Below are 26,670 nucleotides of genomic sequence, written 5' to 3' on the forward strand. Positions count from 1 at the left end.
ATGCCGTCCGGCGTCGCTTACTTGGCCTTGAGCCTGGGTTTGCCGGCCGCGGGCGCTGCCGGCGCGGGCTTGGCGGCGGGCGCGTCGGCGGGCTTGGGCGGCGATTTGGCCGCGCCCTTGCCCTTGGGCTTGTCGCGCACCCACACGATCTGGTTGTCGCGGCGCAGCTCGAACAGGCCGCTGGCCTCGATCAGGTCGCTGAGCTTGCGATAGCCGTAATTGCGCGAGTCGAACGAAGCCTGATTGCCGATCTGGTGGCCGACCGCACCCAGATGCGACCAGCCGTCGTCGCCGGCGACCGCATCGACCGCGCGCCGCAACATCCGCACCAGGCGGGTGTCGCTGCGCAGATCGCCGGCGCTGCGCGGCGGCGTGGCCGGCGCCTCGTCGGCCGGCGCGTCGGTGCCGGCCGGCTGGCCCAGCGCTTCCAGATAGGTGAACTTGGAGCAGGCGTTGACGAACGGCTCCGGGGTCTTCTGCTCGCCGAAGCCGTAGACCTTGGCGCCTTCGGTCAGCAGCCGCATCACCAGCGGGGTGAAGTCGGCGTCGCTGGAGACGATCGCGAACCCGTCCAGGTTGCGCGCGTACAGCAGGTCCATGGCGTCGATCACCAGGGCCATGTCGGAGGCGTTCTTGCCCTTGCTGTAGGCGAACTGCTGCATCGGCCGGATCGCGTACTCGTGCAGCACCGCTTCCCAGCCCTTCAGGCTCTGGCTTTTCCAGTTGCCGTAGGCGCGGCGCACGTTGGCCACGCCGTAGCGGGCCACCTCGGCCAGGATCGCCTCGATCTTTGCCGCCGGCGCGTTGTCGGCGTCGATCAGCAACGCGATGCGTTTTTCCTCAGCCGCCATGCCCGCTCCTCCTCGCGTCCGGTCCGGCCGCTCCGGCCGGTCCCGCTGCGGCCAGCCTAGCGCAACCGCGGTTGCGGCACGACCGTCGCCGCGCGCCGCTCAGGGCGCGCTCATGACGCCGCCATCGCGATCGGCGAAAATGTCCGCGAACCCAACGACGAAACCTATCCCCATGACCCAGCTCGAACAACTGCGCGCGCTGTCCGCGGTAGTCGCCGACACCGGCGACATCGAGGCGATCGCCCGCTTCCGTCCGCTCGACGCCACCACCAACCCCTCGCTGCTGCTCAAGGCCGCGTCCCTGCCCGCCTACGCGCCGCTGATCGAGTCGGCGCTGGCCGCCGCCGAGGGCGGGGACATCGCCGAACGGGTAAGCGACGCCGGCCTGCGCCTGGCGGTGGCGATCGGCGGCGAGATCCTCAAGCTGATTCCCGGCCGCGTCTCGACCGAAGTCGACGCGCGCCTGAGCTTCGATACCGACGCTACCCTGGCCCAGGCCCGGCGCATCGTCGAACTGTACGAACGCGCCGGCATCGGCCGCGAGCGCCTGCTGATCAAGATCGCCTCGACCTGGGAAGGCATCCGCGCCGCCGAGCAGCTCGAACGCGAAGGCATCCACTGCAACCTGACCCTGCTGTTCTCCTTCGCCCAGGCGGTCGCCTGCGCCGAGGCCGGGGTCTATCTGATCTCGCCCTTCGTCGGCCGCATCCTCGACTGGCACCTGGCCAACGGCGCGGCCAAGCCGGCCACGCCGCAGGACGACCCCGGCGTGCAGTCGGTGGCCCGGATCTGGAACTACTACAAGCGCCACGGCTACGCCACGGTGGTGATGGGCGCCAGCTTCCGCAACACCGGACAAGTCCTGGCCCTGGCCGGCTGCGACCGCCTGACCATCTCGCCGGAGCTGTTGGCCGAACTCGACGCCGCCGCGGGCGAAGTGCCGCGCGCGCTGATCGACGACGGCGCCCGCGCCGCGCCGGAGCCGGCGCTCAGCGAGGCCGCGTTCCGCTGGCAGCACAACGAGGATGCGATGGCGACCGACAAGCTCGCCGACGGCATCCGCCGTTTCGCCGCCGACCAGCGCAAGCTGGAAGACCTGCTCGCGCAGCGCCTGCGCGGCTGACGGAGACCCAACGGCCATGAGCGATTCGCGCAAACACGTCGTCATCGTTGGCGGCGGGTTCGGCGGATTGTGGGCGACGCGCGCGCTGGCCAACGCCGACGTGCGCATCACCCTGATCGACCGCCGCAACCATCATCTGTTCCAACCCCTGCTGTACCAGGTCGCCACCGCCGGCCTGTCGGCGCCCGACATCGCCGCGCCGCTGCGCCACATCCTGCGCAAGCAGGCCAACGTCGAGGTGCGGCTGGGCGAAGTCGTCGCCCTCGATGCCGGCGCGCGCCGGCTGCGCCTGGCCGACGGCGAGGCGATCGGCTACGACTACCTGCTGCTCGCCAGCGGCGCCACCCACGCCTACTTCGGCCACGACGAGTGGGCGGCGAACGCGCCCGGGCTGAAGACCCTCGACGACGCGCTGCTGATCCGGCGCCGGGTGCTGCTCGCGTTCGAACGCGCCGAGGCCGCGCAGACCGAGGCCGAACGCGCCTCCTGGCTGCATTTCGCCGTGGTCGGCGGCGGCCCGACCGGGGTCGAGCTGGCCGGCACCCTGGCCGAGATCGCCCGCCACACCTTGCGCCGCGAGTTCCGCCGGATCGATCCGGCGCAGGCCAGGGTGCGCTTGATCGAGGCCGGGCCGCGGGTGCTGGCGAACTTCCCCGAGTCGCTGTCGGCCAAGGCGCGCGCGCAGCTGGAACGCCTGGGCGTGGAAGTCGTTACCGGCACGCCGGTCGCGGCGATCGACGGCGACGGCTACCGGCTCGGCGAGGAGACCGTCGCCGCGCGCACCGTGCTGTGGGCGGCCGGCGTCGCCGCCTCGCCGCTGGGCGCGATGCTCGACGCGCCGCGCGACCGCGCCGGGCGGGTGCAGGTGCAGCCCGATCTCAGCGTGCCCGGCCACCCGGAGATCTTCGTCGCCGGCGACCTGGCCAGCCTGCAGCAGGCCAACGGCCAGCCGGTGCCGGGCGTGGCGCCGGCGGCCAAGCAGATGGGCGGCTACGTCGCCCGCGCGATCCGCGCCCGCCTGCGCGGCGAGACGATCGCGCCGTTCGGCTACGTCGACTACGGCAACCTGGCCACCATCGGCCGCCGCGCCGCGGTGGTCGACCTGCGCGGCCTGCGCTTCTCCGGGTTCATGGCCTGGGCGTTCTGGCTCGCCGCGCACGTGTTCTTCCTGATCGGCTTCCGCAACCGCCTGCTGGTGATGCTCAACTGGTCGTGGGCGTATTTCACCTATCAGCGCCACGCCCGGATCATCTTCGGCGGCAAGCCCGATCCGTCCTGAGCCGGACGCCCGGTCCGGTCCCGACGCCGCGATCGGCCGGCAGCCAAAAACGAAGGGCGCCGCGAGGCGCCCTTCGTCCTTGCCCTTCGTGCTTGCCCGCCGGCCTCGCAGCCGGCGCGGCCGTGCGCCGATCAGGTGAACCCGTCGTAGTAGAACGCGGTGGCCTGCACCTGCCGCACCGCGCCGGTGTCCAGGTCGGTGATGGTCACCTGCAAGGTGGCCTGGCCGTCGCCGTAGACGTCGGTGTAGATGAGCTTCTCGCAGTAGGGCGCATTGCCGCAGCCGGCCGGCACCGTGTTGTTCTCCAGGTCGCGCCAGGCGTAGGCGTAGTTGCCCGCGCCGACCCCGGTCACCTGGAACAGCGCGGTGCTCGGATTGTTCGCCGAGCCCGGCCGCCAGATCGAGCTGCAACTGCCGACTTCGGGCACGTCGAAGGCGTAGGTGTCGACGAAGCAGGTCACCGCCGCGTTGCTGACGTCGCCGGCGCGCGCCGGCGGCGCCGCCGCGGTCAGGCCGAGCAGCGACAAGATGACGCCCAACACCCAGGTCTTGCTGGTCTGCATAAAACCCTCCATTGGTTCGTGTCGTCGGGCCCCCGGCCCGCGGGCGCGGCAGCGCCGCACCGCCTGCGAGTGTAGGTAGGCGCCGGCGCGGATACCGCGACGCAGGCGGCGGGAATCCGGCCGGAACTGGGCGCTGGCTTCCGGATCGCGCCGAAACCGCCGCGAGGCCCGGCGCAACCGGAGATGAAGTCCCGGCGGCGCCACCGCCGAACGGCCATGGCCGGCGCGGCGCGGTCGCGGCAAGATAGGCCGCCTCCCGCCGGCCGGTCGCCGCGCGGCCGCAACCCGTCCAGGACTTCCGCGTGCTGACCGCCGAGCAAAAGCAGCAATTCGCCGACCAGGGCTACCTGGTCATCGACCCGCAAATCGATCCCGCGATCATCGACGGCGTGCGCGAGCGCGTCGGCAACGGCCTGCTCTATCCGGACGGCCGCACCGTGGCGCGGGTCCAGGATGCCTGGCGCCAGGACGCCGGGGTCAAGACGATCGCCTGCGCGCCGACCGTGCTGGCGGTGCTGGCGCAACTGCACGGGCGCAAGCCGCTGCCGTTCCAGACCCTCAACTTCCGCGTCGGCACCGAGCAGAAGGTCCACTCCGACACCGTCCACTTCAATTCCAACCCGGCCGGGCACATGTGCGGCGTGTGGGTGGCCTTGGAAGACATCGACCAGCACAACGGCGCGGTGATCTATTACCCCGGCAGCCACAAGCTGCCCGAAGTGGGCATGAGCGAAGTGTTCGCCGAACCCGATCTGGGCGCGCGCCGCGCGCCGATGCGCGACGGCCCGCTGTCGCCGCGCGGCTGGTGGCGGGAACTGCGCGGCCATTCGCCGGCGCACGATTCCGCGCACAACTACCTGCTCTACGAAACCTACATGGAACGGCAGATCGAGCGCGCCCGGATCGCGCCGGCGCTGGCGACGATCCGCAAGGGCCAGGCCTTCGTCTGGGCGGCCAATCTGATGCACGGCGGATCGCCGCGCACCGATCCCGCGCGCACCCGCCACAGCCAGGTCAGCCACTACTACTTCGAAGGCGCGCGCTACCACCGCCCGCTGCTCAATCCGGACGGACGCGTGCGCTATTTCCAGCCCGACTGGATCGTCTGATCCGTCGCCGCGAAACGGCCGCGGGGGCGCCGGCCGGCGCCCCCGCGCTCGCCGATCAATTCCAGCCGTCGTAGTAGTGCGCGACCGCGCTCACCGTGCGCACCGCGCCGGTGTCCAGGTCGGTGACCGTCGCCGCCAGGTGCGCTTCGCCGTCGCCGTTGGTCTCGGTGGCGATGCGGACGTTGCAGCTGCGGGTATTGCCGCACGCCGGCGCCGGGCCGCCGCTTTCCAGGTTGCTCCAGCTGTAGCCGTAGTTGCCGGCCGGCAGGCCGGTCACTTCGAAATGGGCGATGGTCGGGTTGTTGGCCCGGTTCGGCGTCCAGGTGGCGACGCAGACGTTCGCCCGCAAGGTGTCCAAAGCGAAGGTATCGACGTAGCAGCTCAACACCGCGGCGTTGACGTCGCCGGCCCGCGCCGGTGCGTGCGACAGCGCCATCAACGCGGCGAACCCGGCCGCGACCAGCATCTTCTTGGCGTGCATGTACCCCTCCATTGGGTAAGTGCGCCGGCTCCGGACGGAGCCGGCGGCGCAGTCTGGTCGCCGCGTTCGCGGCCCGGCAAGCGCGCGCGCGGGGGGCTGCGACGCCGCTTCCAGTTCTCAACCGGCGCTGCGCGCGCCGGCGCATCGCCGGCGCCACCGGCAATGGCGCCGATTCGCCAGCGCAACGCGCGTAGCCGCGCTCAGGCGCGGTCGATCGCGCACAGGAAGCAGCCGTAGCGCGCGTTGTGGGCGGCGACCCGCACGATCGCCGGATCGGCGAACAGTTCCTGCACCGCTTGCTCGCCTTGCGCGCCGTCGGCTACCCGGGCCTCGCGCAGCCAGCCTTGGCCGTCGTAAGCGCGCAGCGACAGGTAGCGGGTCAGCAGCACCGGCGGCCATTGGTCCTGGTAGGCCTGCGCCCGGCTCGCGGCCTCGCGCACGAAGATCGGACCGCTGGCGCGGTACGGGCCCTGGGCCTGGTGTTCGTGGGTCAGCAGCAACACGGTTTCGCCCACCGCCGCATCGACCAGGGACACGCGGCAGGGATAGCCGCGCGGCGAATCGGCGACCACGCGGCGCATGTCGTGCGCCGCCAGGTCGGCGTCGTCGAGCGCGAACAACGCGGCATAGGGTTGCGGCGACAGGCCGGCGATGCGGTAGGAAATCATGGCGGAACTCTCGATGGCGAAGGAGAGCGCAGGCTAGTCCCGCCGCGCGGCCGCCGATATCCGCGGCTTGCGCCGGGCGATGTTTCGACGCCGCGCGCGCAAACGCGAACGGCCCGGTTGCCCGGGCCGTTCGTGGGACGCTGGATTTGTCGCGGCGCTCAGGCCGAAACACTCAGGCCGAAACACTCAAGCCGAGAACAGGCCGCGCATCTTCTTCAACGCATTGGCTTCGATCTGGCGGATGCGCTCGGCGCTGACGCCGTACTCGTCAGCCAGTTCCTGCAAGGTGATCTTGCTGTCGGCATCCAGCCAGCGGCGCTTGACGATGTCGCGCGAACGCGCATCCAGGCCGGCCAGGCCTTCGCGCAGCAGGGCCAGCTGGTTGTCCTCTTCGTCCTCGCGCTCGTAGGACTGCGACGGATCTTCGTCGGCGGCGCGCAGGTAGGCGGCCGGCGACGGCGGCGCGTGATCGTCGTCCTCGTCGGCCGGCGCATCGAAGCCGATGTCGCGACCGGACAGGCGCGACTCCATCTCCAGCACTTCGCGTTCGGAGACGTTGAGGTCCTTGGCGACCAAGCGCACTTCCTCGGCGTTCATCCAGCCCAGGCGCGACTTGCTCTTGCGCAGGTTGAAGAACAGCTTGCGCTGCGCCTTGGTCGTGGCGACCTTGACGATGCGCCAGTTCTTGAGGATGAACTCGTGCATCTCGGCACGGATCCAGTGCACCGCGAACGACACCAGGCGCACGCCCTGGTCCGGATCGAAGCGCTTCACCGCCTTCATCAGGCCGATGTTGCCTTCCTGGATCAGGTCGCCGATCTGCAGGCCGTAGCCGTTGTAGCCGCGGGCCACGTGGACCACGAAGCGCAGGTGCGAGTGAACGAGTTCGCGGGCCGCGTCGAGGTCTTCCCCTTCGCGGTAACGACGGGCCAAGGCCTGCTCGTCTTCGGCGGTGAGCACCGGAATCTGGTGCACGGCGCCGATGTACGCGTCCAGCGAACCGAGCGCGCTGGGCACAGGCAGGTTGTTGGCGACTAGAGCGGTGGATTGGGCGATAGCGGTCATGGGGGTCATCTTAGCAGTCGGGTTATACGACTGCTAAAGGCGGGGGAAGTTCCGCAGTGTTGCGGGATTGGAACGAGGAAACGGGCGCGCCGTCGCAGGAGGGGCACCGGCCGGCCCAGCGAGGGACGGGCCGAAATGCTTTTATATCAACGACTTGCAAAGGCGGCGGTGAAGGCCGCGCCGGCCGCGGGCCGGCCAGGCACGCAGTATCCGCCGGCCAGGCCGGCCGGCGGCTGAATCCCCTCCCGGCCGGCCCCAGGGCCGGCGCGCACCGCAGCGGAAGCGGCCGCGGCGTCGCCGGACAGCCGGCCGCACCCTCTATATATAAGGTGCGGCCCGACGCGGCCGGGCCGGCCTCAGAAGTTGAACAGGTAGCTGAACTTCATGAAAAGCTGCTTGCCGCTGTGCAGGTCCAGGTCGCGGGTGCGGGCGACGAAGGCCGGGTTCTCGTTGATCCGCAGGTTCTGCTGCTGGTCGGTGTAGCCCAGGTAGAAGGCGGTGCCGGGGTTGGGCGAGTAGCTGACCAGCAGGTCGGTGACCAGCTTCTTGTCGCGCGGGATCAGGAACAGGTTCGTGTCCGAGTCCAGCGCCTTGTAGTCGAAGATCACGTGCGCGGCCCAGAAGCGGCTGAACTGGTATTTGATCTTGGTGAAGGACTGAGTGCTGCGGAACACCTTGGAGTCCGAATCGCGGCCGACGATCGAGCTGCGCGTGCGCAGTTCGTCCCAGATGAAGGACTGGTCGATGCGCAACTGGGCGAACGGGCTGAGGGTGAACTTGAGCTTGAACAGTCGTTCGTCGGCCAGGAACGGATCCAGCCCCGGCGCCGGCAGATGGTTGACCGTCTCGCGCTGGGTGTAGCTGACCTCGCCGCCGAGCCACTTGAACCACTCGCTGCTGACGCCGACCTTGAAGCCATCCATGTAGAAGTCGCGGCCGCCGAAGTATTCGTAGCCGCGGATCAGATTGCCTTCGATCTTGGTCAGGCGCAGGCCGTTGACCACGAAGCCCGGCTCCACGCTCCAGTCCTGGGTGTCGCCGTTCTGGTCCCAGGTGCGGTAGGCGGTCAGGGTCGGGCCCATGTTGACCAGCCACGGCGCGTCGGGGAACTGCTTGAGATAGCCCGACTTCTGGTACAGCTGCTTGATGCCGACGCGCGGCACGAAGCCGAGCTCGGCCTCGAAGTCGTCGGAGATGTCGATGTACTGGCCGTCGAAGGTGAAGTCGCGGCCGCCGCGGATCGCCTGGGCGAACAGCAGGTCGCCGTCGCGGCGCACATCGCCTTCCTCGCGCGACTTGCTCTTGATCGCCTGGGCGTTGAGCAGCCAGTTGTCGTTGAGCTTCATCCGCGAGTCGAGGCCGAACACCCGGTTGTACTGGTCGCCGACCGAGCGGTCGGAGGCCAGGAAGCCGACGTTGGACTGCTCGCCGACGTCGCGCTGCAGGCGCGCCACGCCGATCTTGCCGGTCTTGCCGTAATCCTTGCCCGACAGCAGCAGGCCGGCGGACTCGTCGTCCATCAGCAGCCCGCCCAAGGCCCAGCGGCCGAGCCGGCCGGTGACGCGCGCGCCGTACTGCGGATTGACCACCCGGCGCGAGTAGAACAGCGACACCGGCAGGCCGAAGATGCCGCTGTTCTCGAGGAAGAACGGCCGCTTCTCGACGAAGCTCTGCTCGAAGCGCTCGTTGACGATCACCTGCGGCTCGTCGGTTTCGACTTCGCTGAAATCGGGGTTGACGGTCAGGTCGACCGCGATCGAATCCTTGACCACGAACTTGGCGTCGACGCCGACCTCGCTGCGGCGGTGGCCGCGCATCGACGGATTGCCGGCCGAATCCACGCCCAGGGTCTCGGCGTCGCGGTAGGTGACGTGCGGGATCAGCTGGATGTTGCGGCTGGGCTGGATCTCGTCCTCGATGCGCGCGGCGGCGAACTGCTGGACGAAGCCTTCCTTGCGCTCGGTGATGTACGGCCAGTACACGAACTCGTTGGTGCGCGGGATGATGCGGTTGATCGCGATGCCCCAGTTCTGCATGTCGCCGCGTTCGAAGCGCAGGCTCTTGAACGGGATCTGCATCACCGCGACGTAGCCGTCGTCGGTCAGGCGGCCGTCGGACACCCATTGGGTGTCGAAGTTGAAGTCGTAGCCCAGGCCCTCGGTGTAGCGGCTGTCCATCTGCGCGCCGTAAGGGTTCACCGTGAACACGAACGCGCGCTGCTTGTCGCGGTAGGTGTCGAGCATCAGCTGCACGCCGTCGTCGCCGAACACCGCGTCGCGGCGGGCGATGCGCGCGCGCACCTGCTTGGGGTCGTCCTTGCACACGAACACCACGTACAGGTGCTGGTCGTCGTAGGACAGGTAGGCGCGCGTGTCCAGCGAGGACGGCACGCCGTCGCCGGGCTTGTTCTGGCGGAAGTCCTTGACCTCCACGCCGGCGTCGGACGGCACGCCGCCGATGTAGTCCTGCAGCCGCGGCGCGTGCTCGGCGCGCGGGATGTTCAGCACATCGTCGGCCAGGGCCGGGAACGCGCTGCCGAGCAGCGCCAACAGGGTGGTGCACAAAGTAACGCGACGCATCAGTGTTCCGCCTTGGTCGTCAGAGAAATCGGGAGATCCCGGACATCGCCGTCCATGGCGGCGGATACCGGTCGTTGGGAATCGTCTGCGCGCCAGAAGCGCGCGCTGGGCGAGCGCAGGCCGGGCCGGCGCAGCACCGGCCACAGACACAGGCCGATCGCGATCGCCTGCACCGCGGTGGCCAAGGCGATGCGCGCGGGCACCTCCGGCAGCGGCACGCCGCCGACCGGCAGCACCGCGGTGCAGGCCAGCCAGCCCAGCGCCAGCAGCGCCGCGCTGCGCGGGCTGGGCAGGCAGGCCGCGGCGATCAGGCTCCACAGCCAGATCGGCGCGAACAGGCCGCTGTGGTCGGGCACGAAGGGGCTGCGGAACACCGCCAGCCCGAGCAGGGCGATCCAGACCGCGGCGCGTTCCAGCCGCGACATCGCGTCGTGGCGCAGGCCGGCGACGATCGCCATGACCACCACCGCGCCGGTCCAGACCCAGGCCACCGCGCCCATCGTCGCCCGGTCCATGCCCTGCGCGCCGAGGATCTTGGCCTTCAGCACCAGTCCCGGTACCGACTGGTTGATCGCGCTGACCCACTCCAGGCCTTCGATCTCCAGGAACGCCCAGGCCTCGCCGTTGGCGATGCGCGGCGCCTGGTAGTGCAGGAAGGCTTCGAACGGCTGCGGTCCCAGCCACAGATAGGCCAGCACGGTGTAGAGCGCGGCGAACGCGCCGGTCCAGGCCGCGGCAGCCCAGCGCCGGCGCGCCAGCAGATACACGCCGAGCAGGCCCGGGAACAGCTTGATCGCGGCGAAGCCCAGCAGCAGGCCGCCGCTGAGGTTGCGGCCGCGCTCGAACTGGATCATCGCCAGCACCGACAGCGCGATCGCGGCGAGCTGGAAGTTGCCGACCTGCAAGGTCACCACCACCGGGCTGGTCAGCATCACCGCCGGAATCAGCAACCAGATGCGGCGACCGACGCCGCCGCCGATCCAGCGCCCCGCCGCCCACAGCCCAGCCAGCACGATCGCGCCCTCGATCGCGAACCACAGCGCGCGCAACGAATAGAAGTCGCCGCCCAGCGCCAGGCCCAGCCGCGGCAGCAGCAGGAACTGCGGCAGGTACAAGTACTCGTCGAGCTTGAAGCGGCCCATCGTGCCGCTGTAGAGCATCGGGTCGTACAGGTTGGCCGCGCCTTCGCGCGACAGTTCGGCCGCCTGCCAATAGCCCGAATAGCAGCTATGGCCGACATAGAACGGATCGAACCAGAACGCCGAGAATTGCGCCTGTTCGGCGTCGGCCAGGTACAAGGCGACGCCGCTCAGCCGCAACACCGCCAGCACCGCCATCGCCGCCAGCGCGAGCGCGGCCAGCGGACGATGCGAGAACGACCGGTCCCACTGCACGGGCAAGCGCCGCGCCAGCGGCAGGCAGGCGGCCGCCAACGCGGCCGCCGCCAACGGCGCCGCCAGGCCCAGGTCCAGGCCGAAACCGGCCAGGGCCGCAGCGAGCAGGGGCGCGGGCAAGGCCAGCGCGAGCGCGGCGACCGCCCAGCGCCCGGCGCCGGGCGGCTGCGTATAGGTACTCGTTTGCATCGACGAACTCCTTATCTTCCCGGTCCCCGCCGGGTCGCTGCAGCGGCGCCCCCGCGCCGCTGCGGTGTGTCCTGTGGCCGCCTGCGCGGCGCGCTCGATCAGCTCTTGCCCACTCCGTCGACCTTGCCGGAGAAGAAGTAACGGTGCAGCTCGGTGAAATCGTCGAACTCGACGTCGCAGCCGGTGGTGGCGCCGTCGCGGCCGCGATCGACCCGCAACAGCGTGCTGAGGCCGAAGTTGCGCGCGCCGGCGACGTCGTTGACCGGATGGTCGCCGATCATCCAGATCCGGCTCGGGTCCAGTCCCAGCTTGTCGATCGCCAGGCGGAACGGCGCCTCCTCGGGCTTGTCCGCACCGGCCTCTTCGGAGGTGACGACGTAGTCGAAGCAGTCGTCCAGGCCGAAGTAGATGATCTTGCGGAACTGAATCTGCGAGGTCAGGTCGGTGATGATCGCCGTGCCGATGCCGTTGCGGCGCAACGCGAGCAGGAAATCGCGCACCCCCGGGAACAGCTCGCAATGCGACAGGAAGGTGCGCCAGTAGGTCTGTTCCAGATCCAGGGTGATCACCAGCTGGGTCTTGCGCCCGAGGATCTCGATGCCGCGCTGGAAGTACAGCAGCCGGCTGTGCGAGCTGGCGGTCTTGCCGAGCTGGCGCTTGACCTCCTCGCGGGCGCGCGCGAACGCGCCGCGCACCTCGTCCGGGTCGACGCCGAGCAGGCGCACCGCCTTGCGTTCGGTCGCCGCCAGCGCCTGCGCGTGCGGATGCTCGTAGGCGTACAGGGTGTTGTCGGTATCGAAGATGATCGCCTGCGGCGCGCGCATCACCTTCTGCGAGTTGTGGATTCTCAGGCTCATCGTATCCGGCTCTTCAGCGATTCCTCGATCTGGATCAGCACCAGCAATTGCATGATCCCGCTCATGCCGTCCTCCCAGCGCGGCTGGATGTCCAGCATTTCCTCCAGGCCCGGCACCAGCGCGCGCGCGGCCATGGCGATGTCCTCTGCGGCGACATCGCCTTCGATGCTCATTTCGATCTCGCCGCCGTCCTCGGCGGTCTGCACGTCCAGGTGCAGGCCGCAGATGCCGATCAGGATCCTCGCCATGCGCTCGTGCGAGGTGCCGTTGCGGATCAGCGCGACCAGCTTCAGCCGCACCCGGTCGGGCGAGGGCGCGGTTTCCAGTTGCTGCGCGTTGACCGGCATCAGCCGCAGCACCAGTCCGGCGGCGGCGCGCTGCGGATGGATGTGCTGGCGCGAGTCGAGCATGCGCCGCTCGATCGAGTTCAACACCTGCTGCAGGGCGTGGCCGCGCTGGCCGACGTCGCGGTGGATCTTCCAGGCCCGGCGCAGGTCTTCGTCGATGTCCAGGAACACCGCCACGTCGAAGCGCTCGCGCAGGCGCTGCATGTGCAGCGCGTGCAGGCCAGAGGCGATGACCACGTCGTTCTTGTCGATCCGGGTCGGCGCGGTGAAGCGGCCGGCGCCGTGGTCGTAGTGGCGGCACAGGATCGGCTTGCCGTCCATCAGCGCCAGCACGTCGTTGTTGAACCGCTGCAGGTCGTTGGCGCGCGGGTCCAGATGGGTCAGGCCCTTCCACATCGGCTCGTAGCGGTCCCAGACGTGGTAGTCGTCGCCGGACACGTGCACCACCGAGTGCTCGCCGAAGATCCCGGCCAGGGCGCGGCTGAGGGTGTCCTTGCCCGAGCCCGAATCGCCGGCGATGCCGAGCGTCACCGGCTTCTGCGCGATCCGGTAGTAGTCGTTGCGGGCGATCCGCTCGCGCAGCATCTGCACCAGCAGTACCAGGCCGGCGGCGACCAGGCCGGTGTAGCCCAGCGAGTGCAGATGCGGGGTGATGCGCGCGGCCACGGCGGAGATCCCTGCCGACGGGTCCCAGCCCAGCCAGGGCGCGGAGGCGCCGCTGGAGTCGAGCAGGTGCATGCCGATCAGCAAGGCCGAGAACGCTGCGGTCAGCACCCGTGCGCTGCGGTCGCTGTGCAGTTGGTGGGCGACCAGGAACGGCACCAGCCACAGGTACCAGCCCGGCGGCGCCGGCGTCGCCAACACCACCAGGAAGAACGACAGTCCGATCGCCGCCACCAGGAGGTCGAAGTTGATCCGGCGCAACCGCCACAGGCCATAGGCCGCGAGCAGGTACAGCAGCGGGGTCAGGTACAGGCGCAGATCCTGGCCCAGCGGCAGGGCCAGGTCGAACACGCGCAGCGACTCCGGCGTGCCCATCACCATGCGCACGAAGCCGGGCGACCCCAGCCACGGCAGCAGCAACGCCGCCGCGGTGGCGCCGCCGGCCAGCGCGAACGGCCGCAACAACCCGCGCAGGCGCTTGTTGCGCCACAGGTAGATGGCGAAGAACGGCGCCGCCAGCAGCATGCTCAGCTTGGCCGCGATCGCCAGCGCCAGCGCCGCGCCGGCGGCGCCGGCGCGGTAGCGGCGCAGCAACGCCAGCGACGCCAGCAGCAGCGCTATCGGCACGATGTCGGTCTGGCCGTTCCAGTAGGTCACGTAGAGCACGATCGGCGACCACCAGTACAGCCACAGCAACGGGCGCGGCCGTTCCGGCCACAGCCGCGCCAGCAGCGCCAGCGCGCACAGGTCGGCGCCGAGCAGGCCGAGGCGGAAGCCCAGGCCGCCGGCATAGGCCGAGCCCAGGATCGCGTCGGCCGACACGCCGAGCGCGGTGCCGGGCAGGTGCGCGAGCAGCATGACCGGGCCGTAGGGATAGGCCATCGCCTCGCCGCCGTCGGCCAGGAACGCCGACCACGGGTCCCAGGCCGGCTGCAGCAGGGCGTGGCGCACGAACGGCACGAACCAGTCCTGCTGGATCTGCGGCACCAGCACGGCCACCAGCGCCAGCTTGAACGCCAGCCCCCATCGGAACACCGGGTCGTGCCAGATCCGCTGCGCGTTCATCGCCAAAGATCCGGTTCCTTGGTGCAGACCGCGTCGGCGACGATGCCTTCGCGCGCCAGCAAGGCGCGCAGCGCCGGGATCTCGCTCGCCGCTTCGCGCCCCTGCAGCTCCGGCGACACCAGGCACAGGCGCAGGCCGGCCCGGCGCAGGCGCGCGGCCTGTTCGCCGTCGAGCGGGAAACGGCTGAAACAGTCGACCCAGACCCAGTCGATGCGCCCGGCCAGGCTCAGCGCGGTGTCGATCGATTCGAACTCCGACACCCGCACCGCGCAGCGGCGCTCGCCGTTGCGTGCGCTGCGGATCAGGAACGGAAACGACTGGTCAAGGAAGAAGTAGTCGTCGATGCCGTGCGCGCGCATCAGCGTGGTCAGCCGATCCTCCAGCCCCTCTTCCTTGACGTTGAGGATCAGCAGGCGATGGCGGTAGCCGGCCAGCCAGTCCTCGAAGCGCTCGCCGTCGGCGAAGGCGTCGTGGTGCACGATCAGCTCGTCGCCGCGGCTGCGCAGGTCCAGCTCGATGCCGAGCTCGGGCGCGGTCGCGCGCAGCTCGGCCAGGGTGTTGCGGCGGTGGCGCACCAGGATCATGCGGTCGCCACCTTGCGCAGCACGATCGAGCGCCCCATCGCGAACAGCGACGGCAACAGCTTGACCAATAGCCGGTCGGTGGCGTCGATGGCCTTGAGCGCGAACACCGGCAGCTCGACCGTCTTGGCCTGCACCACCACCCCGCCGGAGACCAGGAACACGAAGCACTCGTTGAGCTCGTTGCGCTCGATGCTCAGGCCCGGCAGGCGACGGCGGAACTCGGCCTCGTCGCGGAACAGCAACTGCGGAATCGCGCAGTTGGCCGACCAGGGATCGCGCGGGTCGTTGGCCACCACCTCGCGGTCGAACACGTCGACGTCGTAGGACCAGCCCTCGTGGCGCATCGCCCGCAGCGCCAGGCGCAGCAGGAAGCAGGTGTTGAGCTCCTGGATCAGGATCAGCCCGCCCGGCGCCAGCTTGCGCTGGATGCCTTCGAAGAACCGTACCGGATTGGGCAGGTGGTGGATCATGTGGCTGAACACCGCCACGTCGATCGAGCCGTCCGCATGCGGCGGGTCCATCGCGTCGGCGACGTCGTCGACCCAGGGCCGCGGCTCGACGTCGGTGATGCGGAAGTTGTCGTGATGGATGAATTCCTTGCTCAGCCCCGAGCCGGCGCCGAACTCGACCACCCGCTGTCCCGGCTGGATGTAGGCGTTCATCCACTCGTAGCGCTTGCGCAGCAGGAACTCCAGATTGCGCGGGCGGTGCTTGAGGAAGAACTCGCGCGCGCGGCCGACGTCGCCCTCGTTGGCGAAGCGGTTCTCTTCGTGGGTCGGGAAATAGGTGCTGGGCAGGAACATGTCGGTGTCCGATAGCGTGAGGGTCAGCGCGCGCCGAGTCCGCGGCGCAGGCGCCAGCTGAAGTCGACGGTGCGGCGGATGAAGCGCAGCTTGGCGCGCCAGTTGACGTTCCAGTGCGAGCGGCCGTGCGCGCGCGGACCGAACCGCACCGGGAAGCGCCGCACGTCCAGGCCGCTAATCCGCGCCTGGTGGTAGGCGTACAGGTCCAGGGCGAAGTCGTGCGGCGGCTCGCGCCAGTTGAGGAAGAATTCGCGCGGGAACAAGGTTGGCTGGGCGTTGATGTCCCACATCGGCCGGCCCAGCAGCGCGGTCTCGAACAGCGACATGCCGACGGTGAAGGCGACGTCGCCGGCGGGCCGGCCGTAACGGCGGCCCTTGACGAAGCACTCGTCCGCATCCGGCGCGAACAACTCCAGTCCGCGCAGCGCATCGACCGGATCGGTCTGCAGGTCGGCGTGGGTCCAGCCCAGCACCTCGCCCTGGGCCGCGCGCAGCCCGGCGAGAATGCCGTAGCCGTAGCCCTGGTTGCGCTCGACGCGCAGGCTGCGGATCCGGCTCTGCCCGGCCAGCAGTGCGGCCAGCACCGCCGGCGAATCGTCGCTGGAGCCGTTGTCGACCAGGATCACTTCGCAGCGCGGATCGAGGAAGCTCTCGCGCAGGCGCTGCACCAGCAAGGGTAGATTCGCCGCCTCGTTGTAGCAGGGAATCACCAGCGACAGCCGCGGCCGCGCGCCGCCCGACGACGCGTTCGCGGCGTCCTCCGGCGAGCGCGCGGCGGCGCCGGACGAACCGGCCCCGTCGCGGGCGAAGGCGAACCACTTCATGCCGATGAAGGTGGTCGCGGTGGACACGCAGGTGGCGACCACGAACGACGCTGCGATGCCGGGCTCGCTGCGCCCCAGCCAGGCCAGCATCAGCGCGTTGACGCCGACATGGGCGCCCAGGGCGGCCGCATAGACGACGACGAAGCGCAGCACCTCGCCCTGCCGCGACGGCGTGGCGATGTTGAAGGTGAACATGCGGTTGGCGAAGAAGCTGAACACCGTGCCGGCGACGAAGCCCAGCGCCAGCGCCGGATGCGGCGACGCGCCGAACAGCATCAGCCCGCGATAGATCGAGAAGGTGATCGCCGCCGACGTGCCGCCGACCAGGACGAAGCGCAGCAGTTCGCCGCGCAGGCGGCCGAACCCGGTGGCGGCGGTCGCGTTCACCACGAGGCGCGCTCCGGCTGGCGCATGCGGTAGCGGCTTTCCAGCCCGGCGCGCGCGTCCTCGGCCACGCGCGGGTCGCGCTCGAGCCGGTAGGGATGCGCCGGCCACTTGTGGAAGCAGGACTGCCAGTACTCGTAGGTGCGCAGATCGTCGGGCGTGCCCCAGCACAGATAGTGCGAGACCTCGAACACCCGGCAGTCCAGGCCCAGCGCCAGCGCGTCGTTGATGCACTCGTCGACGTAGAACTCGCCGTTGACCCGGCCGTCGCGGGCGATCATCGCCTGCGCGGCGGCGACGAAATCGCCGGCGCGGCGGAAACTGAAGGTACCGAGCACGATCGGGTCGCGCGCCGGATCGGCCAGCGGCCGCTTGACCGATACCGCGCGCACCCGGCCGTCGGCTTCGTCGACCCAGCCGTAGTGCTGCGGCCGCCGCGCCGCGCCGGGATAGCCGCGCGCGACCCAGACCAGCACGTCGGCGCCGCCGTCCTCGCCGAGCAGACCGGCCAAGACCTGCGGGTCGAACACCGCGCCGTTGTCGCAGGCGCCGATGGTCAGGGGCTGCTGCGGATCGATGCCGTCCAGCCCTTCCAGGCAGGTCCGCGCCTGGCCGTCGGTGACCCGCTCCAGGTCGACCAGGGCGCAATCGGGAAAGCGCGCGCGCAGCGTGTCGGCGACGAGCGCGTGGCCCGGCAGGTCGCGGCGCTGCACGAACACCCGCCGCGCCGGTTCGGGCAGATCGCGCGCGGCCTGCACCACCATCGCCTCGCCGGATACTTCGATCAGCGGCTTGGGCCGGTCGTAGCCTTCCTGGGCGAAGCGCGAACCCAGCCCGGCCATCGGCACCATCACCGCGCCGCGCTGGCGCGGCGGCGGCTCGCGCCCCGGGTCGCCGAGGCGGCGAAACGCATCGGACCAGTAGCGGTACTCCTCCAGATCCTGCGGCGTGCCCCACTGCATGAAGTGGTTGAGTTCGTACACGGCGATGCGCCGGCCGTCCTCGAGCAGCGGCTTGTAGGCCAGACTGACGTAACGCTCGCCGCCCAGTTCCAGGTCCGGCCGCGCCATCGTCCGCTCGAACGCGTCGCGCATCAGCGCGCCGGAAGCGAAGTAATAGCTGCCGCTGGAGGCGAACTCGCTCTGCGGCCGATCGGTGTAGGGGCGCTTCTCCTGGATATCCAGCACCCGGCCGCGCTCGCTGCGCACATAGGCGTAGTTGGTCGAGCCCATCATGTGCGGGTGGAAGCCGGTGTAGCACGGGATCGCGCCGTCGCAGCCGCTGGCGGCGACGAAGTCCTTGAAGTCGGCGTAGTCCCAGCTGCAGGAGAAGTCGCAGTAGTTGACCAGGGTCGGTTCGGCCGGATCGATCGCGTCGATCGCCTGCAGCACCGCGTTGACCGGTCCGAGCTTGTGCGGATCGATCGCGACGATGCGGCCGGTCGGGCAATGCTCGCGCAGGATCGCGGCCATCCGGTACCCGGGCTCGTCGAGGTGGTCGCGGTTGCACACGAACACGAATTGCGTCTCGCCCGGAAACAGGTCGACGACATGGCCGATGATCGGCTTGCCGTCGACTTCGATCAGCGGCTTGGGCACGCGGTAGCCGGCGCGGCGAAAGCGCTCTCCGAATCCCGACATGGGTACGACGATCTGCATGCTGTCCTTCCGTGGAGAGTCCGTATCGAAATCCGTTCAGTTCATCGAACGCGCCAAAGCGCGCCGGTAGGCCTCTGCGTCCCAATCGACCAGGGCGGCGACCTCGTCCGCGCCCAGCCGCGCCAGCGGTTCGTCGCCGTTCAGGCGCAAGCCCAGCAGCGCCAGGCAATGCAGCATCGCCTGCGCGCCGGCCGACAATCCCGGTGCGACCAGCACGCCGGCGTCTTCGACCAGGGCGAACGCCGGCATCGCTCCGTGCTCGCTCAGGCAGCGCTCCAGCGCCTGCGACAAACGCTCGCCGGCGCCGACCTGGGCCGCGCACGCGCCGAGAAACACCGCGTGATCGGGATACAGCACGCCGTCCGCCGCGATCGCGCGCGCGACCGCATCGCTGGCCAGCGCATGCACCAACGGATCGGCGGGCGACTGCCAGGACAGATCATTGGCAGCGCGCAGTCGCTCAGGCTGCGATGCCGGCGCGGCGCGCGGACTGCGCATCAGCCGGCGCTCGACCTCGTCCAGGCGCGCGGCGACCTGCGCGCAATCCTCGCCGGCGACGACCAGCCCGTGATTGGCCAACACCAACACGTCCGGCACCTCGGGTGCGCGCGCGCCGATGGCATCGGCGACCGCGCAGGTCAAGGGATGTCCGGGCCGCCGGTAAGGCACCCACGCCCAGTTCATCTCGCCCAATCGTTCCTGCAAACGTTTTCTCGCATCCGTGCGCACCGCCCAGGCCAGCGTGTTCACCGAATGCACATGCGCGACGACGCGCTGCGGCAGCAAGGCATGCAACGAGGTTTCGATCGACGGCCGCAGCGGAAAACCGCGCGCGATCTCGATGATCCGATCCTCGGCGTCGTCGTGCCGCAACGCAGCACGCACCTGCGACAACGGCAGACGCACGAACAGTTCGCGCTCGCGCGCCTGCGCGAGCCACGTACCGGAAGCCTTCACCCACAACTCGTCGTCGCGCTTGAGCGAGGTATTGCCGCCGCCTCCCTGAACAAGCAAAGGCTCAGCACCAATACGCGCCGAAAACGCGATTAGATCGGTTAAAAACTCTGCATTGGCCACGGCGGTCACCCTGCGGGCGCTGTGCTCGCGTGGTGTGTTTCGTGTTGCCAGAACTGCCTTTCCATGCATTGCCCCCCGGCTGTGAAACTCCTGGAAACTCCCTCTACGCAGCGGAATTCGAGAACCGGACATCCCGTCCGGCGGATACATCGCTGCGTTGGTCCGTCTTCACGTCGATCTCCCCGCCAGGCACTGGACGACCCGGCAATCGATGTGGTCCGCTTTGCGCCCGGATCCCGTTATGTGGATAGGATAGAGATCAGGGGGCACCGCCGACGGCATGCCAAGGATGCAAGCGACTGGGGGTCGCGCGCAACTGCATCTCAAGGTTTGCGAGCGCTGGATGCCATAAGGGAGCCGACGGGACTGGTCGGCCGAATGGAGTCGTCACAAGGAAGGGGTTGATGAACGAGATCGATGACCGCATCGCGGGGCTGTCCCCGGCGAAGCGAGAGCTATTGCGCCAAATCGCCGCGCGCCAGCGCGCCGGCCAGAACAAGATCACCGCACGCAGCCGGCCCGAGCGCATCCCGCTCAGCTTCGGCCAGCGCCGGCTGTGGTGGCTGGATCAGTTCACGCCCGGCCTGACCGCGTACAACCTGCCGGTCGCGTTGTGGCTGCACGGCGAACTCGATGGCGAGGCGATGCGCGCATCGCTGCAGGACCTGCTCGATCGCCACGAAGTGTTGCGCACGGTGTACCGCACCCACGACGGCGATCCGTACCAGCACATCGCCGAACGCGTCGAACTGCCCTGGCGCACGAGTTCGCTCGCGCATCTGGACGGCGCCGAGCGCCATCCCGCCGCGCTGCAGATCGCGCGCGAAGAACTCGGCCGGCCGTTCGACCTGTCGCGCGATGCGATGCTGCGCTCGCAACTGGTCGAACTGGCGCCGCAGTCGCATCTGCTGGTGCTGACGTTCCATCACATCGCCATCGACGGCTGGTCGATCGGCCGCCTGCTCGACGAACTGCAGAGCCTGTACAACGCGCGCCGCGACGGTCGCGAGGCCGCGCTGGAGCCGTTGGAGCTGCAACTGGCCGACGTCGCGCTGTGGCAGAACGAGACCTTCGGCGGCGACGGCCTGCAGGGCCAGCTCGACTATTGGCAGCAGCGCCTGGACGGCGCGGCCTCGTCGCTGGACCTGCCCGCCGATCGGCCGCGCCCGGCCGCGCAAAGCTTCCGCGGCGCGCTGCACCGACGCGACATTCCCGATGCGATCAACCAGCGCGTCGAGCGCTTCGCGCGCGAGCGCAAGGCGACCGTGTCGATGGTCTACATGGCCGCGTACCAGGCGCTGCTGTCGCGCTACACCGGCCAGGACGACATCACCGTGGCGATGGGCGTGGCCGGCCGCCAGCGGGTCGAGTTGGAACCGGTGGTCGGCTTCTTCGTCAACACCCTGGCGCTGCGCACGCGCCTGGACGGCGAGCCCAGCTTCGCCGACCTGGTCGACCGGGTCGGCGACGGCATGCTCGGCGCGATGGACAACGCCGATGCGCCGCTGGACCGGGTGCTGGAGCTGCTGCGCCTGCCGCGTTCGAGCAGCCACACCCCGTTCGCGCAAGCGATGTACTTCTTCCAGAACTATCCCGAGCATCCGATCGAACTGCGCGGACTGCGCACCGATCCGGTGCACACGGTCGAACTGATGCCGGGCACCGCGCAGGGCGACCTGAGCCTGTTCGTGACCCAGGACGCGCGCCGCGAGCTGGTGTTCGAGTACAGCACCGATCTGTTCGACGACGCTCGCATCGAGCGCCTCTGCGGCCACCTGCTCAATCTGCTCGATCATGCGCTGGATGCGCCGGACACGCCGGTGCATGCGCTGCGCCTGATCGGCGAGCAAGAGCGCGGCGAACTGGCGCGCTGGAACGGCACCGGGCGCGAACTGCCGGCCGACCCGACCCTGGCCGCGCTGGTGCAGGCCCAGGTCGAGCGTTCGCCGGACGCGGTCGCGCTGCGCTTCGGCGCGCGCGAACTGAGCTATCGCGAACTCGACCGTCGCGCCAATGCGCTCGCCCACGAGCTGCGCGCGGCCGGCGTCGTCGCCGGTTCGCTGGTCGGCCTGTACGTCGACCGCACGCCGGAGATGCTGATCGGCCTGCTCGGCATCCTCAAGGCCGGCGGCGCCTACGTGCCGCTGGACCCGACCTACCCGGCCGACCGCCTGAGCTACATGCTCGAGACCTCGGCTGCGCGGGTGCTGGTGACCCAGCGCGAACTCGCCGCGACGCCGCCGGGCGGAGTCGAAACCGTGCTGCTGGCCGATGCGGACGCGACGCTGGACGAACGCGCCGAGCATCCGCCGGTCGACGGCGCCTCGCCGCAGGACCTGGCCTACGTGATCTTCACTTCCGGTTCGACCGGCAAGCCCAAGGGCGTGGAGATCCGCAACCGGTCCGCGGTCAACCTGCTGCGCTCGGTCGCGCGCGAGCCCGGCCTCGCCGCCGGCCAGACCCTGTGCGCGATCAGCACGCTGTCGTTCGACATCGCCCTGTTCGAACTGGTGCTGCCGCTGACCGTCGGCGCCACCATCGTGCTGGTCGACCGCGACACCGCGCGCGACGGCCTGAGCCTGCGCCGCCTGGTCGAATCCGCGCGCCTGGACGTGATGCAGGCGACCCCGGCGACTTGGCGCATGCTGCTGGAGGTCGGTTGGCGCGGCAACGACGCGCTGAAGATCATCTCCACCGGCGAAGCGCTGCCGCGCGAACTCGCCGACCGTCTGCTGCCGTGCTGCGGCGAGCTGTGGAACCTGTACGGCCCGACCGAAACCACGGTGTACTCGGCGCTGTGCCGGGTGTTCCCGGGCGAAGGCCCGATCCTGGTCGGCAAGCCGGTCGACAACACCCAGATCCACATCGTCGACGCGCGCATGAACCTGCAGCCGGTGGGCGTGCCGGGCGAATTGCTGATCGGCGGCGACGGCCTCGCCGCGGGCTATCGCGGCCGGCCCGACCTGACCGAGGAGAAGTTCATCGCCGACCCGTTCTCGGCGGCGCCCGGCGCGCGCCTGTACCGCACCGGCGACCTGGCGCTGTGGCGCCGCGACGGCACCATCGAGGTGATCGGCCGCATCGATCACCAGATCAAGCTGCGCGGTTTCCGCATCGAACTGGGCGAAATCGAATCGGTGCTGGCGCAGCGCGCGGACGTCGCCCAGGCGGTCGTGCACTGCCGCGAGGACCGTCCCGGCGACAAGCGCCTGGTCGCCTACGTCACCGCCGACGGCGCCGCACCGGGCCCGGCCGAGCTGCGCGACCACCTCAAGGCCGCCCTGCCCGACTACATGGTGCCGAGCGCGTTCGTGATCCTGCAGCAGTTCCCGCTGACTCCGAACGGGAAGGTCGACCGGCGCGCCCTGCCGATGCCGGAAGACGTCGCCAGCAACGACGACGAATCCGGCGGCGAGCCGCGCACGCCCGAGGAACAGACCCTGGTCGAGCTGTGGCAGCAGTTGCTCAACGTGCGCCGGGTGCGGGTGCGCGACAACTTCTTCGACCTCGGCGGCCATTCGCTGCTCGCCACCCGCCTGCTGGCGCGCATCGACCAGAGCTTCGGCGTCGAGCTGCCGCTGCGCACGCTGTTCGAAGCGCCGACCCTGGAGCAGTTGGCCGCCCGCGTGGCGGTGGCGCGCGACGACTTCGCCGACGAAGACCTCGACGCCCTGCTCGCCAGCCTGGAAGGGCTGAGCGACGAAGAAGCCGCGGCGCAGCTGGACGGCGGAGCGCGGCCGTGAACGAGCACGACCCCCGCCTGGCAGGCCTGTCGCCGGAAAAGCGCGCGCTGGCGTTGCAGCAGCTCGGCCGGCGCCAGGCGGCCGCGCGCAACGCGCTGGTCCGCCGCGAGCGGCCGGCGCGGCTGCCGCTGTCGTTCGCTCAGCAGCGATTGTGGATCCTGGATCAGTTCGAACCGGGATCGGCGGTGTACAACGTGCCGATGAGCCTGTGGGTCGAGGGTCGCCTCGACCGCGAGGCCCTGCAGCGCGCGCTCGACGAGATCGTGCGCCGGCACGAAAGCCTGCGCACGGTGATCCGCGCCGACGACGACGGCCCCTACCAGCAGGTGCTGGATCCGGTGCCGGTGCCGCTGGCGCAGGACGACCTGCGCGCGCTGCCGGCGGCGGAGCGCGAGGCGGCCGCGTTCGCGCGCGGCCGCGCCGAAGCCGCGCGCGCCTTCGATCTGGCCCGCGGGCCGATGTTCCGCGCCACCCTGATCCAGGTCGAAGACCAGCGCCGGCTGCTGGTGCTCAACGCCCACCACATCGTCGTCGACGGCTGGTCGCTGGGCATCCTGCTCGGCGAGCTGCAGCAGCTGTACGCGGCGTTTTCGCGCCACGCGGCCTCGCCGCTGGCCGAGCCCGCGCTGCAGTACGCCGACTACGCCCTGTGGCAGCGCGAACAGCTCGAGCGCGGCAAGCTGCAGCCGCAGCTCGACTATTGGACCCAGCGCCTGTCCGGGCGCCTGCCGGTGCTGGAGGTGCCGGGCGACCGGCCGCGGCCGGCGCGCCAGGACCATGCCGGCGCGGCCTTGCGCGAGGTGGTGCCGGCCGAACTGTACGAACAGGTCAAGCAACTGGCGCGCGAGCACGGCGCGACCCCGTTCATGACCGTGCTGGCCGCGTTCCAGACCCTGCTGATGCGCTACAGCGGCCAGACCGACCAGATCTGCGGCGTCGGCCTGGCCAATCGCGGCCGGGCCGAACTGGAGCCGATGATCGGCTTCTTCATCAACACCCTGGCGCTGCGCCACGACCTGTCCGGCGACCCCAGCTTCGCCGAACTGCTGGCGCGGGTGAAGGACGGCACGATCGGCGCGTTCTCGCACCAGGACCTGCCGATCGAGCGCCTGATCGAATCGCTCGACCTGGACCGCGCGCTCAGCCACACCCCGCTGTTCCAGGTGATGCTGTTCTTCCAGAACTTCCCCGCCGGCGGTGCGCCGACCGAGGAGCTGCAACTGCGCTCGGTCAGCTTCGACGCGGTCAACCAGGGCACCTCGCGCACCGACCTGTCGCTGTTCGCCAGCGAAGAAGGCGACGAGCTGCGGCTGTTCTTCGAATACGCCACCGCGCTGTTCGACCAGGCCACGGTCGCCGCGTTCGCGCGCCACCTGGTGCAGTTGCTGCGCTCGGCGGTGGCCGACCCGCAGCGCCGGCTCAGCGAGCTGGAGATTCTCGAACCGGGCGAGCGCGAACGACTGCTGCACGCCAACAACGACACCGCGCTGGACCTGCCGCAGCAAGCGCTGCACGCCGCGTTCGAAGCCCAGGCCGCGCAGCATCCGCAGGCGATCGCGGTCGAGCAGGGCCAGGCGCGGCTGAGCTACGCCGAACTCGACGCCCAGGCCGACGCGGTCGCGCGCGCGCTGGCCGCGCGCGGCGTCGGTTGCGGCGACCTGGTCGGCCTGCTGGTCGAACGCACTCCGCGCATGCTCGCGGCGTTGCTCGGCACGCTCAAGGCCGGCGCCGCCTACGTGCCGATGGACCCGGCCTATCCGGCCGAGCGCCTGGGCTTCATGCTCGAAGACGCGGCGATGCGGCTGGTGCTGGGCGAACGCGTCCTGCTCGCCGCGCTGCCGGCCGCGCAGGCGACGCTGGCGCTGGAAGATGCGCTGGCCGAACCCGGCCAGGGCCGCGTCGCGGCGACGCCGCAGGCCGACGACCTGGCCTATGTCATCTTCACTTCCGGCTCGACCGGCCGGCCCAAGGGCGTGCAGATCGCCCACCGCGCCGCGCTCAACTTCCTCGCCTCGGTCGCGCGCGAGCCCGGCCTGGGCCGCGACGACGCGCTGTGCGCGGTGACCACGCTGTCGTTCGACATCGCCGTGCTGGAGCTGCTGCTGCCGCTCAGCGTCGGCGCGCGCGTCGTCCTCGCCGACCGCGACACCGCCGCCGACGGCGCCGCCCTGTCGCGCCTGCTGCAAAGCTCGCGCAGCACGCTCATGCAGGCCACGCCGGCGACCTGGCGCATGCTGCTCGACGCCGGCTGGCGCGCGCCGCCCGGTCTGCGCCTGCTGTGCGGCGGCGAAGCCTTGCCGCGCGAACTGGCCGACCGCCTGCTCGCCGACGGCGCGCAGCTGTGGAACCTGTACGGCCCGACCGAAACCACGGTGTGGTCGGCCTTGGAACGGGTGCGTGCGGACGGTGCGATCTGCATCGGCCGGCCGATGGCCAACACCCAGATCTACGTGGTCGACCGCGCGTTGCGGCCGGTGCCGGCCGGCGTGCCCGGCGAGCTGCTGATCGGCGGCCTCGGCGTGGCCCGCGGCTATCTGGGACGGCCGCAGCTGACCGCGGAGAAATTCGTTCCCGATCCGTTCGGCAAGGCACCCGGTGCGCGCCTGTACCGCACCGGCGACCTCGCCCGCTGGCGCCGCGACGGCCGCCTGGAAGTACTCGGCCGGATCGATCATCAGATCAAGCTGCGCGGCTTCCGCATCGAACTGGGCGAGATCGAGTCGGTGCTGGCCGAGCATCCGTCGGTGCATCAAGCCGTGGCGGTCTGCCGCGAGGATCGCCCCGGCGATCAGCGCCTGGTCGCCTACGCGGTCGCCCGCGCCGGCCACAGCATCGACGTCGAACAACTGCGCGCGCTGGCCAAGCGCCGCCTGCCCGACTACATGCTGCCCAGCGCCTGGGTCGCGTTGCAGGCGATGCCGCTGACCCCGAACGGCAAGGTCGACCGGCGCGCGCTGCCGGCGCCCGACGCGCAGGCCGAAGCGGCCGGCGGCGAACGCTATGCCGCGCCGCGCAACGCCGAGGAAGAAAAGCTCGCCGCGTTGTGGGCGGAAACGCTGGGCCGCGAGCGGGTCGGCATCGACGACGATTTCTTCGCCCTCGGCGGCCATTCGCTGCTCGCCACCCGACTGCTGAGCCGGATCAACCAGAGTTTCGCCGTGCAAGCGACGCTGCGCGCGCTGTTCGAGGCGCCGACGGTCGCCGGCTTCGCCGCCTGGCTGGCCGAGCACCGCATGCGCGGCCTCGACGACGAGGCGCTGGCCGGCATGCTCGACCAGCTCGAAGGCCTGTCGGACGACGAAATCCAGGCCCTGCTCGCCGGCGCCGGCGCCTGACTCCACGGCATTCAAGGACGAATCCACGC

At 70.2% G+C, this 26,670-nt stretch carries 19 protein-coding genes; 5 read left to right on the forward strand and 14 right to left on the reverse strand.

What is annotated here, in order from left to right:
- Positions 1 to 17: 17 nt before the first annotated feature.
- Positions 18 to 851 carry an NYN domain-containing protein gene (locus K4L06_RS05015; protein WP_221670353.1) on the reverse strand — a complete coding sequence of 278 codons (834 nt, stop codon included), beginning with the start codon at positions 849 to 851 and terminating at the stop codon, positions 18 to 20.
- 139 nt (positions 852 to 990) lie between these two features.
- On the opposite strand from K4L06_RS05015, the gene tal reads away from it, so the two are divergent.
- On the forward strand, positions 991 to 1,974 hold the full coding sequence (tal, locus tag K4L06_RS05020; protein WP_343225728.1) for a transaldolase: 984 nt from the start codon (positions 991 to 993) through the stop codon (positions 1,972 to 1,974).
- A gap of 16 nt (positions 1,975 to 1,990) precedes the next feature.
- Positions 1,991 to 3,253: an NAD(P)/FAD-dependent oxidoreductase gene (locus K4L06_RS05025; RefSeq protein ID WP_221670355.1), complete on the forward strand. Its 1,263-nt coding sequence runs from the start codon at positions 1,991 to 1,993 to the stop codon at positions 3,251 to 3,253.
- A gap of 131 nt (positions 3,254 to 3,384) precedes the next feature.
- Here the strand turns inward: K4L06_RS05025 and K4L06_RS05030 are convergent, their stop codons facing one another.
- A complete protein-coding gene (locus tag K4L06_RS05030) occupies positions 3,385 to 3,816 on the reverse strand; it encodes a hypothetical protein (RefSeq protein WP_221670356.1) in 432 nt (143 codons plus the stop codon).
- 302 nt (positions 3,817 to 4,118) lie between these two features.
- Between K4L06_RS05030 and K4L06_RS05035 the strand changes: the two genes are divergently transcribed.
- Positions 4,119 to 4,925, forward strand: a complete 807-nt coding sequence (locus K4L06_RS05035) for a phytanoyl-CoA dioxygenase family protein (RefSeq protein ID WP_221670357.1) — start codon at positions 4,119 to 4,121, stop codon at positions 4,923 to 4,925.
- A gap of 55 nt (positions 4,926 to 4,980) precedes the next feature.
- Here K4L06_RS05035 and K4L06_RS05040 read toward each other — a convergent pair whose 3' ends face one another.
- The 12 genes from K4L06_RS05040 to K4L06_RS05095 form a co-directional block, all read right to left on the reverse strand.
- Complete coding sequence (locus tag K4L06_RS05040; protein ID WP_221670358.1) at positions 4,981 to 5,406, reverse strand: hypothetical protein; 426 nt, start codon at positions 5,404 to 5,406, stop codon at positions 4,981 to 4,983.
- A 200-nt stretch (positions 5,407 to 5,606) separates the two neighbouring features.
- Positions 5,607 to 6,074 carry a DUF1203 domain-containing protein gene (locus tag K4L06_RS05045; protein ID WP_221670359.1) on the reverse strand — a complete coding sequence of 156 codons (468 nt, stop codon included), beginning with the start codon at positions 6,072 to 6,074 and terminating at the stop codon, positions 5,607 to 5,609.
- A 186-nt stretch (positions 6,075 to 6,260) separates the two neighbouring features.
- The gene (rpoH, locus tag K4L06_RS05050) at positions 6,261 to 7,139 is read right to left on the reverse strand and encodes an RNA polymerase sigma factor RpoH (RefSeq protein WP_221670360.1); all 879 of its coding nucleotides are present in this window, start codon (positions 7,137 to 7,139) and stop codon (positions 6,261 to 6,263) included.
- Between the two features lie 356 nt (positions 7,140 to 7,495).
- Positions 7,496 to 9,718: a carbohydrate binding family 9 domain-containing protein gene (locus tag K4L06_RS05055; RefSeq protein WP_221670361.1), complete on the reverse strand. Its 2,223-nt coding sequence runs from the start codon at positions 9,716 to 9,718 to the stop codon at positions 7,496 to 7,498.
- Entirely contained in the window at positions 9,718 to 11,301 is a 1,584-nt protein-coding gene (locus K4L06_RS05060) for a glycosyltransferase family 87 protein (protein ID WP_221670362.1), read from the reverse strand. The genes K4L06_RS05055 and K4L06_RS05060 overlap by 1 nt, the downstream gene beginning before the upstream one ends.
- A gap of 98 nt (positions 11,302 to 11,399) precedes the next feature.
- Positions 11,400 to 12,158 (reverse strand): HAD family hydrolase, encoded by a 759-nt coding sequence (locus tag K4L06_RS05065; RefSeq protein WP_221670363.1) that lies wholly within the window; start codon positions 12,156 to 12,158, stop codon positions 11,400 to 11,402.
- Positions 12,155 to 14,233 (reverse strand): glycosyltransferase 87 family protein, encoded by a 2,079-nt coding sequence (locus K4L06_RS05070; protein WP_221670364.1) that lies wholly within the window; start codon positions 14,231 to 14,233, stop codon positions 12,155 to 12,157. The genes K4L06_RS05065 and K4L06_RS05070 overlap by 4 nt, the downstream gene beginning before the upstream one ends.
- Positions 14,230 to 14,817 carry a phosphatidylinositol-specific phospholipase C/glycerophosphodiester phosphodiesterase family protein gene (locus K4L06_RS05075; protein ID WP_221670365.1) on the reverse strand — a complete coding sequence of 196 codons (588 nt, stop codon included), beginning with the start codon at positions 14,815 to 14,817 and terminating at the stop codon, positions 14,230 to 14,232. The genes K4L06_RS05070 and K4L06_RS05075 overlap by 4 nt, the downstream gene beginning before the upstream one ends.
- Entirely contained in the window at positions 14,814 to 15,620 is an 807-nt protein-coding gene (locus K4L06_RS05080; protein ID WP_221670366.1) for a class I SAM-dependent methyltransferase, read from the reverse strand. The genes K4L06_RS05075 and K4L06_RS05080 overlap by 4 nt, the downstream gene beginning before the upstream one ends.
- Before the next feature lie 23 nt (positions 15,621 to 15,643).
- Complete coding sequence (locus K4L06_RS05085; RefSeq protein ID WP_221670367.1) at positions 15,644 to 16,831, reverse strand: glycosyltransferase; 1,188 nt, start codon at positions 16,829 to 16,831, stop codon at positions 15,644 to 15,646.
- Positions 16,828 to 18,486, reverse strand: coding sequence for an NTP transferase domain-containing protein (locus K4L06_RS05090; protein ID WP_221670368.1), 1,659 nt, complete (start codon positions 18,484 to 18,486; stop codon positions 16,828 to 16,830). Before K4L06_RS05090 ends, K4L06_RS05085 begins: the two co-directional genes overlap by 4 nt.
- A 36-nt stretch (positions 18,487 to 18,522) precedes the next feature.
- Positions 18,523 to 19,572: a class II aldolase/adducin family protein gene (locus K4L06_RS05095; RefSeq protein ID WP_221670369.1), complete on the reverse strand. Its 1,050-nt coding sequence runs from the start codon at positions 19,570 to 19,572 to the stop codon at positions 18,523 to 18,525.
- 395 nt (positions 19,573 to 19,967) lie between these two features.
- Between K4L06_RS05095 and K4L06_RS05100 the strand changes: the two genes are divergently transcribed.
- Together K4L06_RS05100 and K4L06_RS05105 are read left to right on the forward strand one after the other, a co-directional pair.
- The gene (locus K4L06_RS05100) at positions 19,968 to 23,306 is read left to right on the forward strand and encodes a non-ribosomal peptide synthetase (RefSeq protein ID WP_221670370.1); all 3,339 of its coding nucleotides are present in this window, start codon (positions 19,968 to 19,970) and stop codon (positions 23,304 to 23,306) included.
- A complete protein-coding gene (locus K4L06_RS05105) occupies positions 23,303 to 26,641 on the forward strand; it encodes a non-ribosomal peptide synthetase (protein ID WP_221670371.1) in 3,339 nt (1,112 codons plus the stop codon). The genes K4L06_RS05100 and K4L06_RS05105 overlap by 4 nt, the downstream gene beginning before the upstream one ends.
- Positions 26,642 to 26,670 lie beyond the last annotated feature (29 nt).

This window comes from Lysobacter sp. BMK333-48F3, from assembly GCF_019733395.1.
GTDB lineage: Bacteria > Pseudomonadota > Gammaproteobacteria > Xanthomonadales > Xanthomonadaceae > Lysobacter.

What these genes read in the sequence shown, in the direction of transcription:
- K4L06_RS05080 (WP_221670366.1), bottom strand. Translation starts at nt 15,620, where the DNA reads ATGTTCCTGCCCAGCACCTATTTCCCGACCCACGAAGAGAACCGCTTC.
- K4L06_RS05065 (WP_221670363.1), bottom strand. Translation starts at nt 12,158, where the DNA reads ATGAGCCTGAGAATCCACAACTCGCAGAAGGTGATGCGCGCGCCGCAG.
- K4L06_RS05045 (WP_221670359.1), bottom strand. Translation starts at nt 6,074, where the DNA reads ATGATTTCCTACCGCATCGCCGGCCTGTCGCCGCAACCCTATGCCGCG.
- K4L06_RS05070 (WP_221670364.1), bottom strand. Translation starts at nt 14,233, where the DNA reads ATGAACGCGCAGCGGATCTGGCACGACCCGGTGTTCCGATGGGGGCTG.
- rpoH (WP_221670360.1), bottom strand. Translation starts at nt 7,139, where the DNA reads ATGACCGCTATCGCCCAATCCACCGCTCTAGTCGCCAACAACCTGCCT.
- K4L06_RS05100 (WP_221670370.1), top strand. Translation starts at nt 19,968, where the DNA reads ATGAACGAGATCGATGACCGCATCGCGGGGCTGTCCCCGGCGAAGCGA.
- K4L06_RS05040 (WP_221670358.1), bottom strand. Translation starts at nt 5,406, where the DNA reads ATGCACGCCAAGAAGATGCTGGTCGCGGCCGGGTTCGCCGCGTTGATG.
- K4L06_RS05025 (WP_221670355.1), top strand. Translation starts at nt 1,991, where the DNA reads ATGAGCGATTCGCGCAAACACGTCGTCATCGTTGGCGGCGGGTTCGGC.
- K4L06_RS05055 (WP_221670361.1), bottom strand. Translation starts at nt 9,718, where the DNA reads ATGCGTCGCGTTACTTTGTGCACCACCCTGTTGGCGCTGCTCGGCAGC.
- K4L06_RS05060 (WP_221670362.1), bottom strand. Translation starts at nt 11,301, where the DNA reads ATGCAAACGAGTACCTATACGCAGCCGCCCGGCGCCGGGCGCTGGGCG.
- K4L06_RS05015 (WP_221670353.1), bottom strand. Translation starts at nt 851, where the DNA reads ATGGCGGCTGAGGAAAAACGCATCGCGTTGCTGATCGACGCCGACAAC.
- K4L06_RS05075 (WP_221670365.1), bottom strand. Translation starts at nt 14,817, where the DNA reads ATGATCCTGGTGCGCCACCGCCGCAACACCCTGGCCGAGCTGCGCGCG.
- K4L06_RS05090 (WP_221670368.1), bottom strand. Translation starts at nt 18,486, where the DNA reads ATGCAGATCGTCGTACCCATGTCGGGATTCGGAGAGCGCTTTCGCCGC.
- tal (WP_343225728.1), top strand. Translation starts at nt 991, where the DNA reads ATGTCCGCGAACCCAACGACGAAACCTATCCCCATGACCCAGCTCGAA.
- K4L06_RS05030 (WP_221670356.1), bottom strand. Translation starts at nt 3,816, where the DNA reads ATGCAGACCAGCAAGACCTGGGTGTTGGGCGTCATCTTGTCGCTGCTC.